General features: G+C 72.1%; 6 protein-coding genes and 1 riboswitch. Of the genes, 1 reads left to right on the top strand and 5 read right to left on the bottom strand.

Translation table 11 applies throughout. The features are described 5' to 3' along the window. Positions 1 to 548: 548 nt before the first annotated feature. The 4 genes from ACFXGN_RS25355 to ACFXGN_RS25340 form a co-directional block, all read right to left on the bottom strand. Positions 549 to 1,232 carry a GntR family transcriptional regulator gene (locus ACFXGN_RS25355; RefSeq protein ID WP_384863327.1) on the bottom strand — a complete coding sequence of 228 codons (684 nt, stop codon included), beginning with the start codon at positions 1,230 to 1,232 and terminating at the stop codon, positions 549 to 551. Between the two features lie 214 nt (positions 1,233 to 1,446). After that, positions 1,447 to 2,217, bottom strand: coding sequence for a M23 family metallopeptidase (locus tag ACFXGN_RS25350; protein ID WP_384863324.1), 771 nt, complete (start codon positions 2,215 to 2,217; stop codon positions 1,447 to 1,449). Positions 2,218 to 2,229: 12 nt separating this feature from the next. Then, a riboswitch (cyclic di-AMP (ydaO/yuaA leader) is annotated at positions 2,230 to 2,393 on the bottom strand. A 208-nt stretch (positions 2,394 to 2,601) separates the two neighbouring features. Further along, the gene (locus ACFXGN_RS25345; RefSeq protein WP_384863347.1) at positions 2,602 to 3,969 is read right to left on the bottom strand and encodes a M16 family metallopeptidase; all 1,368 of its coding nucleotides are present in this window, start codon (positions 3,967 to 3,969) and stop codon (positions 2,602 to 2,604) included. A gap of 26 nt (positions 3,970 to 3,995) precedes the next feature. Continuing rightward, positions 3,996 to 5,342 (bottom strand): M16 family metallopeptidase, encoded by a 1,347-nt coding sequence (locus tag ACFXGN_RS25340; protein WP_384863321.1) that lies wholly within the window; start codon positions 5,340 to 5,342, stop codon positions 3,996 to 3,998. A 181-nt stretch (positions 5,343 to 5,523) separates the two neighbouring features. On the opposite strand from ACFXGN_RS25340, the gene ACFXGN_RS25335 reads away from it, so the two are divergent. Further along, positions 5,524 to 7,983, top strand: coding sequence for a DNA topoisomerase (ATP-hydrolyzing) subunit A (locus tag ACFXGN_RS25335; protein WP_384863318.1), 2,460 nt, complete (start codon positions 5,524 to 5,526; stop codon positions 7,981 to 7,983). A gap of 176 nt (positions 7,984 to 8,159) precedes the next feature. On the opposite strand, the gene ACFXGN_RS25330 is transcribed toward ACFXGN_RS25335, so the two are convergent. Beyond that, entirely contained in the window at positions 8,160 to 9,227 is a 1,068-nt protein-coding gene (locus tag ACFXGN_RS25330) for a CobW family GTP-binding protein (RefSeq protein WP_384863315.1), read from the bottom strand. Positions 9,228 to 9,600: the final 373 nt, after the last annotated feature.

The raw sequence follows: 9,600 nt of genomic DNA, 5'->3' as shown, positions 1-9,600 counted from the left end.
CGTTGGGGGTCTGTTATTTTTTAAACCCTCCCCGCCGACGGGCGCCCGGGGCCCCCCCCCCCCTCCCACGCGCGCCGCGCCCGGCGTCTCTCCGGGCGGCCCCGGCCTCTCGCGTCACCCCTGTCTCTCGCGTCGCCTCCGCCCCCTCGCGCAGTCCGGCCCGACGGCGTGTGAGCCGGACAGGGTCACCTGCCGTCGGGCCCTCGCGCCGTACGCCTCCGGGTCCGCGCGCCTCCGGGTCCGTGCGGGCTCTCGCCCCTCGCCCCACGGGCGCTCGCCCGATACTTCGGAAGCTCCGGGAAGGCGTCGCCGGTCTCCCCGGCGGGCGACCGGCGGAAAAGACGGCGCCGGGCGCCGGAAAGCCGACGGGTCGCACCGTACGGGCGAAACACGGAACACCGAAACAGCGCGCGCGGAACACGGCGGGCAGGCCGGACGCTCCGGGCGAACCCGCCCCGCCGATCACCGCTCCGCCGATCACAGCTCTGCAAATCACCGGCACGGAATTCCCCGGACGGAATTCCTCTCCCTTTTGTAGGGCGTCCGCGTTAATTCCGGGCACTCGCCGTGTTGACGGCATGTTGCGAAACCCTCACACGTCCCCGGTCCGGCCGCTTGAGCCGGTGCAGCGGACGCGAGCGCTCCGCGTGCAGGGCCGTCAGCGTCCGCGCCCGTTCGGCGTCCCCGCGCGCCACCGCGTCCACGATCGCGCCGTACGCGTCCCAGGTCTCCACCGGCCGCTCCGGCCCGTCGACCAGGTACATCCAGGCGATCTTGTGCCGGAGCTGGGTCAGCAGCGTCGTCAGCGGCGGACTGCCGGAAGCCTGCGCGAGCGTCTCGTGGAACCAGCTCCCGAGCGCGCGCAGATCCTCGACCTGGCCGTGCGCGGCCCGCTCCCGCCCCAGCCTCACCAGCCCCCTGAGCACCTTGAGGTGGGCCTCCGTGCGCCGCTGGGCGGCCCGTGCGGCCCCCAGCGGTTCCAGCAGCGCCCGCATGTCGATCAGATCGGCGGCCTCCCGCTCGGTGGGCTCGGCGACCTGCGCGCCCGCGTGTCTGCGGGTGACGACGAAGCCCTCCGACTCCAGGGTCCGCAGGGCCTCGCGGACCGGGACGCGGGAGACCCCGTAACGGCGGGCGAGCTGGTCCTCGGTGAGCCGGCTCCCCCGCCCGAAGACCCCGGAAACGATGTCGTCCCGGATCGCCGTGCACACCGAGTGCGCGGGAATGCGCATGTCGACCTCCGCCTTGGTCGCTTCGAGACACAATTCGAGCGGCGCTTTTCTCGCGCACTCTCCGCGACTCTATTGCAGTACGCCGGAATTTCCGATGCCCCACCGGAACATGCCGACCGGAACGGCCAAGGGAAAAGCCCCGGCTCTGTACGAGCCGGGGCTTTCGCGACGTGCGGCCGAGCGCGTCCTGGCGGTCGCGGCACGGGTGTCCGGGTCAGACCTGGACGCCCCGGGCGCGCAGGTACGAGACCGGGCTGACGTCGGAGCCGTACTCGGCGCTGGTGCGCGCCTCGAAGTGCAGGTGGGGGCCGGTCGAGTTGCCGGACGAGCCGGAGATCCCGATCCGCTGGCCCGGCTCGACGGTCTGGCCGATGTGGACGCCGATGGAGGACAGGTGGCCGTACTGGGTGTACGTGCCGTCGTGCATCCGGATGACGATGTTGTTGCCGTACGCGCCGCCCCAGCCCGCCTCGACGACGGTGCCGGATCCGACGGAGACGACCGTGCTGCCGTAGGCGGCGTGGAAGTCGATGCCGGAGTGGCTGCCGGAGGACCACAGGGAGCCGCCGGTCTTGTAGCCGGTCGACACGTAGGTCCCGGCGACGGGGAGCTGGAAGGAGGCCAGTCGGCGTCGCTCGGCGTCGCGGGCGGCGCGCTCCTCGGCCTCGCGGATCTCCTTGGCGCGGGCCTCGGCCTTGCGCTTCGCCTCGGCCTGCGCCTTCGCCTTGGCGACGGCTTCGAAGGCCTGCCGTTCCTGGGCGGCGGCCTGGGCGTTGAGGCGGTCCACGAGGGACTCCTCGGTGATCACCCGGGTGAGGCCGGTGTCTTCGGCGGAACGGGGCTCCGCGTCGGCGGCGAGCGCCGGGGAGGCGAGGGTTCCGATGACGCCGGTGGTGGCGAGCGTCGCAGCTCCGGCGAAGCCCGCGCCGCGGCGCGCCGTCCGGCTCGGAGCACGGTGCTTCCCGGTGGTACGGGTGAACGCCATGAAGTGGCTGGTCCTTTCCTTCCTTCTCGCCTACCGGGTTAGCTGACGGGTTCGGAGCAGGAAGGTCTCCTACGGGCCCCTCCGCACGGCGAAGGCGTCCGATTCACCCCAGGGACTACGTGTGGGTCCCCGGCTCCCCAGGCTCGCGCCTGACGGGGACTCGGCGATGACTGTCCGATGCCGCGGGTGCGGCGGGTGCAACTGACGAACAGCGGCACCGACGCTATGCGGATCGTCTGTCGATCACCAACTGGACGGGATTTTTGTAAGACTTACCACAGGGCATACAGCCACTCTTTCCCCTAATTCGGACAAAAAGAGAACCCCGACGGACGGTGCCGTCGGGGTTCTCCCTGCCGGATCGGCGGGTGGAGCGGGCCGGAATCAGCCCGTCACGACCGTCACTTCACCGATGCCGAGCGCCCGTACGGGCTCCGCGATCACCGCCGCGTCACCCACCAGCACGGTGACGAGCCGGTCCACCGGGAAGGCGCTGACCACGGCGGCCGTCGCCTCGACGGTGCCGGTCTCGGCGAGCCGCGCGTACAACTGGGCCTGGTAGTCGTCCGGGAGGTGCTGCTCGACCTGGTCGGCGAGCGTCCCGGCGACCGAGGCGGCCGTCTCGTACCTGAGCGGCGCCACCCCCACCAGGTTCTGCACGGCCGTCTCGCGCTCCGCGTCGGTGAGCCCCTCTGCGGCCAGCGTCCGCAGCACCTTCCACAGGTCTTCGAGGGCCGGACCGGTGTGAGGGGTGTCCACGGAACCGCTGATGCCGAGCATCGAGGCCCCGTTGCCCCCGGCGTCGGAACGGAGCACCTGCCCGAAGGCCCGCACGCCGTACGTGTAGCCCTTCTCCTCGCGCAGGACCCGGTCGAGCCGCGAGGTGAGCGTGCCACCGAGGCAGTACGCGCCCAGGACCTGGGCGGGCCAGACGCGCGCGTGCCGGTCGGGACCGATCCGGCCGATCAGCAACTGGGTCTGGACGGCGCCGGGACGGTCGACGACGACGACCCGCCCGGTGTCGTCGGCGGTGATCGGCGGCATCGGCAGCGGCTCCGCCCGCTCGCCGGTCCAGGCGCCCAGGGTCTCGGCGAGGACCTTGTCCAGGTCGATGCCCGTCAGGTCGCCGACGACCACGGCGGTGGCGGTGGAGGGCCGGACGTGCGCCGCGTAGAAGGCGCGGACGGCGGCGGCGTCGATCCTCTCGACGGTCTCCTCGGTGCCCTGGCGCGGCCGGGACAGCCGGGACTCGGCCGGGAACAGTTCCTTGGAGAGCTGCTTCGCGGCGCGACGGCCCGGGTTGGCCGACTCGTGCGGGATCTCGTCCAGCCGGTTGCGCACCAGCCGCTCGACCTCGGTGTCCAGGAACGCCGGGGCGATCAGCGCCTCGGAGAGCAGCCCGAGCGCCTTGGACAGCCGGGAGACGGGGACCTCCAGGGAGACCCGTACGCCCGGGTGGTCCGCGTGCGCGTCGAGCGTGGCGCCGCAGCGCTCCAGCTCGGCCGCGAACTCCTCGGCGCCGTGCTGGTCCGTGCCCTCGGAGAGCGCGCGGGCCATGATGGTCGCGACGCCGTCGAGACCGGTCGGCTCGGCGTCCAGCGGGGCGGGCAGGAAGACCTCCACGGCCACCACCTGCTGGCCGGGGCGGTGACTGGTGAGCAGCGTCAGACCGTTGTCCAGGGTGCCGCGGTCCGGGGCCGGGAAGGCCCAGGGCCGGGCGACGCCGGGGGCGGGCCGGGGGTGGAAGTCCATGCTCGTCAAAGACGCGGCAGCGTCGGTCACTGGTCCGCCCCCTCTTCCTCGTCGCTGTCGCTCTGTTCGGTCGCCAGGGGCTCGTAGACCAGCACCGCGCGGTTGTCGGGGCGCAGGGCGGTCGCGGCGGCGGCCCGGACCTCCTCGGCCGTGACGTCGAGGACGCGGTCCACCGCCGTCAGGGCGAGCTGCGGGTCGCCGAAGAGCACCGCGAAGCGGCACAGTTCGTCGGCGCGGCCCGCGACGGTGCCGAGCCGGTCCAGCCACTCGCGCTCCAACTGGGCCTGGGCGCGCTCCATCTCCTCGGGCGTCGGGCCCTCGGCGGCGAACCGGGCCAGCTCCTCGTCGACGGCCGCCTCGATCTGCGGGACCTCGACGCCCCCGGAGGTCTTGACGTCCAGCCAGCCGAGGGACGGGGCACCGGCGAGCCGCAGCAGACCGAAGCCCGCGGCGACGGCCGTGCGGTCGCGGCGGACCAGCCGGTTGTGCAGCCGCGAGGACTCGCCGCCGCCGAGCACGGTCAGGGCCAGGTCGGCCGCGTCGCACGCGCGCGTGCCGTCGTGCGGCAGCCGGTAGGCGGCCATCAGCGCGCGCGCCGGGACCTCCTCCTCGACGACCTCGCGCAGTTGCTCGCCGATGACCTCGGGCAGCGAGCCGTCGCGCGGTGGCCGCTTGCCGTCGTGGGACGGGATCGAGCCGAAGTACTTCTCGACCCAGGCGAGGGTCTGCTCCGGGTCGATGTCGCCGACGACGGACAGCACCGCGTTGTTCGGGGCGTAGTACGTGCGGAAGAAGTTCCGCGCGTCCTCCAGGGTGGCCGCGTCCAGGTCGGCCATGGAGCCGATCGGCGTGTGGTGGTACGGGTGGCCCTCCGGGTACGCGAGGGCGACCAGCTTCTCGAAGGCCGTTCCGTACGGCACGTTGTCGTAGCGCTGGCGGCGCTCGTTCTTGACGACGTCCCGCTGGTTCTCCATGGACTCGTCGTCCAGGGCGGCGAGCAGCGAGCCCATGCGGTCGGCCTCCAGCCAGAGCGCGAGCTCCAGCTGGTGGGTGGGCATGGTCTCGAAGTAGTTGGTGCGCTCGAAGCTCGTCGTGCCGTTGAGCGAACCGCCCGCGCCCTGCACCAGCTCGAAGTGCCCGTTGCCGTGGACCTGCTTCGAGCCCTGGAACATGAGGTGCTCGAAGAGGTGGGCGAGGCCCGTGCGGCCCTCGACCTCGTGGCGCGAGCCGACGTCGTACCAGAGGCAGACCGCGGCGACCGGGGTCAGGTGGTCCTCGGACAGCACCACGCGCAGACCGTTCGGCAGCCGGTGCTCGGTAGCTGTCAGGCCGCCGGAGCCGGCCTCGGCCGTGGCCGTGTGACCCATGGGCATGTACGTCCCTTCGATCGCGATGTGAAAAGGTCCTGCCACTGTATGCAAGCGCGCCGACACCTGGCGAAGTTCCCGCCCGTTCGAGATGTCCCTCGTCCGGGTCGCGGTCGGCGTTGTCGGTGGCACGGTCCACAATGGTCCGCGTCAGATCAACCTTGTTGGTGAAGGAGCCGCAGCCGCGATGGCCCGCCGCAGCACGAAGACACCGCCGCCGGACGACGCGTTCGAGGAGCGAATCCTCGACATCGACGTCGTCGACGAGATGCAGGGCTCCTTCCTCGAGTACGCGTACTCGGTGATCTACTCGCGCGCCCTGCCCGACGCCCGCGACGGCATGAAGCCCGTACAGCGCCGCATCGTCTTCCAGATGAACGAGATGGGGCTCAGGCCCGAGCGCGGCTTCGTCAAGTGCGCCCGGGTCGTCGGCGAGGTGATGGGCAAGCTGCATCCGCACGGCGACGCCTCCATCTACGACGCCATGGTCCGCATGGCACAGCCCTTCTCCATGCGGCTGCCCCTCGTCGACGGCCACGGGAACTTCGGTTCCCTCGGGAACGACGACCCGCCGGCCGCGATGCGGTACACCGAGTCGCGGATGGCGCCCGCCGCACTCCTGATGACCGAGTCCATCGACGAGGACACGGTCGACTTCAGCCCGAACTACGACGGGCAGGAGCAGGAACCGGTCGCCCTGCCCGCCGCCTATCCGAACCTGCTGGTCAACGGCGCTTCGGGAATCGCGGTCGGCATGGCGACGAACATGCCCCCGCACAACCTCGGCGAGGTCGTCGCCGCCGCCCGCCACCTGATCCGCCACCCCGGCGCCGACCTCGAGACGCTGATGCGTTTCGTGCCCGGCCCCGACCTGCCGACCGGCGGCCGGATCGTCGGCCTGTCCGGCATCAAGGACGCGTACGAGACGGGCCGCGGGACCTTCAAGATCCGCGCCACGACCAGCGTGGAGACCGTCACGGCGCGCCGCAAGGGCATCGTCGTGACCGAGCTGCCCTTCACGGTCGGCCCCGAGAAGGTCATCTCCAAGATCAAGGACCTGGTCGGCTCCAAGAGGCTCCAGGGCATCGCGGACGTCAAGGACCTGACCGACCGCACCCACGGCCTGCGTCTCGTCATCGAGATCAAGAACGGCTTCGTGCCCGAGGCCGTCCTCGAACAGCTCTACAAGCTGACGCCGATGGAGGAGTCCTTCGGCATCAACAACGTGGCGCTGGTCGACGGGCAGCCCCTCACCCTCGGCCTCAAGGAACTCCTGGAGGTCTATCTCGACCACCGCTTCGAGGTGGTCCGGCGGCGCTCCGAGTTCCGTCGCGGCAAGAAGCGCGACCGGCTCCACCTGGTGGAGGGCCTGCTCGTCGCGCTCCTCGACATCGACGAGGTCATCCGGCTGATCCGGGAGAGCGAGAACTCGGCGCAGGCCAAGGAGCGCCTGATGGAGCGCTTCTCGCTGAGCGAGATCCAGACGCAGTACATCCTGGACACCCCGCTGCGCCGTCTCACCAAGTTCGACCGCATCGAGCTGGAGTCCGAGCGCGACCGGCTCAACGGCGAGATCGACGAGCTGACCGGGATCCTCGACTCCGACGCGGAGCTGCGCAAGCTGGTCTCGGCGGAACTGGCCTCAGTCACCAAGAAGTTCGCCACGGACCGGCGCACGGTCCTGCTCGAATCGGCCGGTGCCCCGGTCACGGCGGTGTCCCTGGAGGTCGCGGACGACCCGTGCCGGGTGCTGCTGTCCTCCACCGGGCTCCTGGCCCGCACGGCGACGGCGGAGCTGCCGCCGGTGGACCCGGACGCGGCCCGCGCCAAGCACGACCTGATCCTGTCGTCGGTCGCCGCCACCCAGCGCGGCGACATCGGCGCGGTGACCTCGGCCGGGCGGCTGCTGCGGCTCTCGGTGATCGATCTGCCGAGGCTGCCGGACACGGCGGCCACCCCGAACCTGGCGGGCGGCGCGCCGCTCTCCGAGTTCCTGTCCCTGGCGGCGGACGAGACCGTGGTCTGCCTGACCACGCTCGACGAGTCCTCGCAGGGCCTGGCCCTGGGCACGCTCCAGGGCGTGGTCAAGCGGGTGGTCCCGGACTATCCGGCCAACAAGGACGAGCTGGAGGTCATCACCCTCAAGGACGGTGACCGGATCGTCGGCGCGACCGAGCTGCGGACCGGCGAGGAGGACCTGGTGTTCATCACCTCCGACGCCCAGCTGCTGCGCTACCCGGCCGCGCAGGTACGGCCGCAGGGCCGCCCCGCCGGTGGCATGGCGGGCGTCAAGCTGACGGCGGGCGCGGAGGTGATCGCGTTCTCCGCCGTCGATCCGGCGGCTGAGGCCGTGGTCTTCACCGTCGCGGGCGCCACGGGGACCCTGGACTCCTCGGCGGGTACGTCGGCGAAGCTGACGCCCTTCGACCAGTACCCGCGTAAGGGCCGCGCGACCGGCGGGGTGCGCTGCCAGCGCTTCCTGAAGGGCGAGGACCTGCTGATCCTGGCCTGGGCGGGCGCCACCCCGGCCCGTGCCGCGCAGAAAAACGGCGCCCCGGTGGCGCTGCCGGAGATGGACCCGCGCCGCGACGGTTCGGGCACGCCGCTCGCCCAGCCGGTGGACGTGGTGGCGGGCCCGGCGAGCTGACGGAAGCCGGAGAGCGGCCCCCGGGCGGGGTGCCGCTCTCCGGATCCCCACGGCCCCTCTCGGCGGCGGGTGCCCGATCCCGCCTCGGTGGCGGGTGCCCGGCCCGGCCTCGGTGGTGGATCGCGGCCCGGTCTCGGGCGCGGGTCTCCGGCCCCGCCTCGGTGGTGCGTCCCGTGTCAGTCGCGGGTCTCCGGTTCCTCTTCCTCCTCCGTCCGCGGCACATACCGCAGGACGCCCCACATGCTGTGCTCGTCGGGGGCGTCCTCCGGCCCGTCGAGCTCGCAGGCCGCGAGTTCCTTGCGCAGGGCGGCGGCGTCGACGCCCGAGCCGATCAGGACGAGCTTGGTGAGCCGCTCCTCGCCCTCGGGCCACCGCTCCGGGTAGAAGCGCAGGAAGCGGCCGACCGCGTGCACGGTGTAGCGGTTGTCCGGGTCGGCGGTGCCGAAGTCGACGAAGCCCTTGATCCGGTAGAGGCCCTCGGGCCGTCCGTCGAGGAAGGCCATCAGCCGACGCGGGTGGAGCGGTCGCGCGGCGCTCAGCGAGACCGTCTCGTACGCGGTGTGCGGGTGGGCGTGCGGCCCGTCGTCGCCGTCCGTGCCGTACAGGATGTCCTCGATGGACATCTGGCCCTCGATCTCCCCGTCCGGGACCACCCGGTCGAAGAGCAGCTCGGGGTCGATCCGCCCGTGCGTGGCCTCGACCACCACGGCCTTCCCCGCCAGTTCGCCCACCGTCCGGTGGACGGCCCGCAGCTCGTCCCCGGTGACGCGGTCGGCCTTGTTCACCACCACGAGGTCGGCGATCGGCAGGTGCCGGTCGGTCTCGGGGTGCCGCTGCCGCGTGGCCGAGAACTCGGCCGCGTCGACGACCTGGACGAGCCCGCCGTAGACGATCCGGGCGTTGTCGCTGGCCAGGACCATGCGGATGAGTTCCTGGGGTTCGGCGAGGCCGCTCGCCTCGATCACGATCACATCGAGCCGGGACTCGGGGCGGGTGAGCACCTCCAGGTACTCGTCGAGCTCGCTCGCGTCGACCGCGCAGCACAGGCAGCCGTTGCCGAGGGAGACCGTGGAGCCGACCTGCCCGGCGACGCTCATGGCGTCGATGTCGATGTCGCCGAAGTCGTTGACCATCACCCCGATACGGGTGCCCCGGGCGCTCCGCAGCAGATGGTTGAGGAGCGTGGTCTTCCCCGCACCGAGGAACCCGGCCAGAACGACGACGGGGATCTGCTGCGTGCTCAAGGGACGTGCCTCCGGTTCCTGCGTGCGTGCCCCACGTCCGTGGGAAGGCTCCACCATAGGCACCGCCCGCCCCCGACTCCCACGCCCCCGGTCCGGGCCACGCCGCTCGGGGCCGGACACCACCGGCCCGACCGGAGGCCGCCGCGCCGCACGGCCCCGCGCCGCACATCGGGCTGGTGGCAGTCCGGCGGGTGGGCCTCGGGCGTCACGCACCTCGGACACCAAGCCGAAACGGGGACGGAGCCACCCAATGAAATCCGGCCACCGCTGGCCGGTCCTGGCCGGTCCTGGCCGGTCCTGGCCGGTCCTGGCCGGTCCTGGCCGGTCCTGGCCGGTCCTGGCCGGTCCTGGCCGGTCCTGGCCGGTCCTGGCC

It is taken from the genome of Streptomyces sp. NPDC059247, assembly GCF_042754005.1.
Lineage (GTDB): Bacteria > Actinomycetota > Actinomycetes > Streptomycetales > Streptomycetaceae > Streptomyces.
Note: the sequence above shows the minus strand (reverse complement) of the source record. Positions and strands in the feature narration are given on the sequence as shown.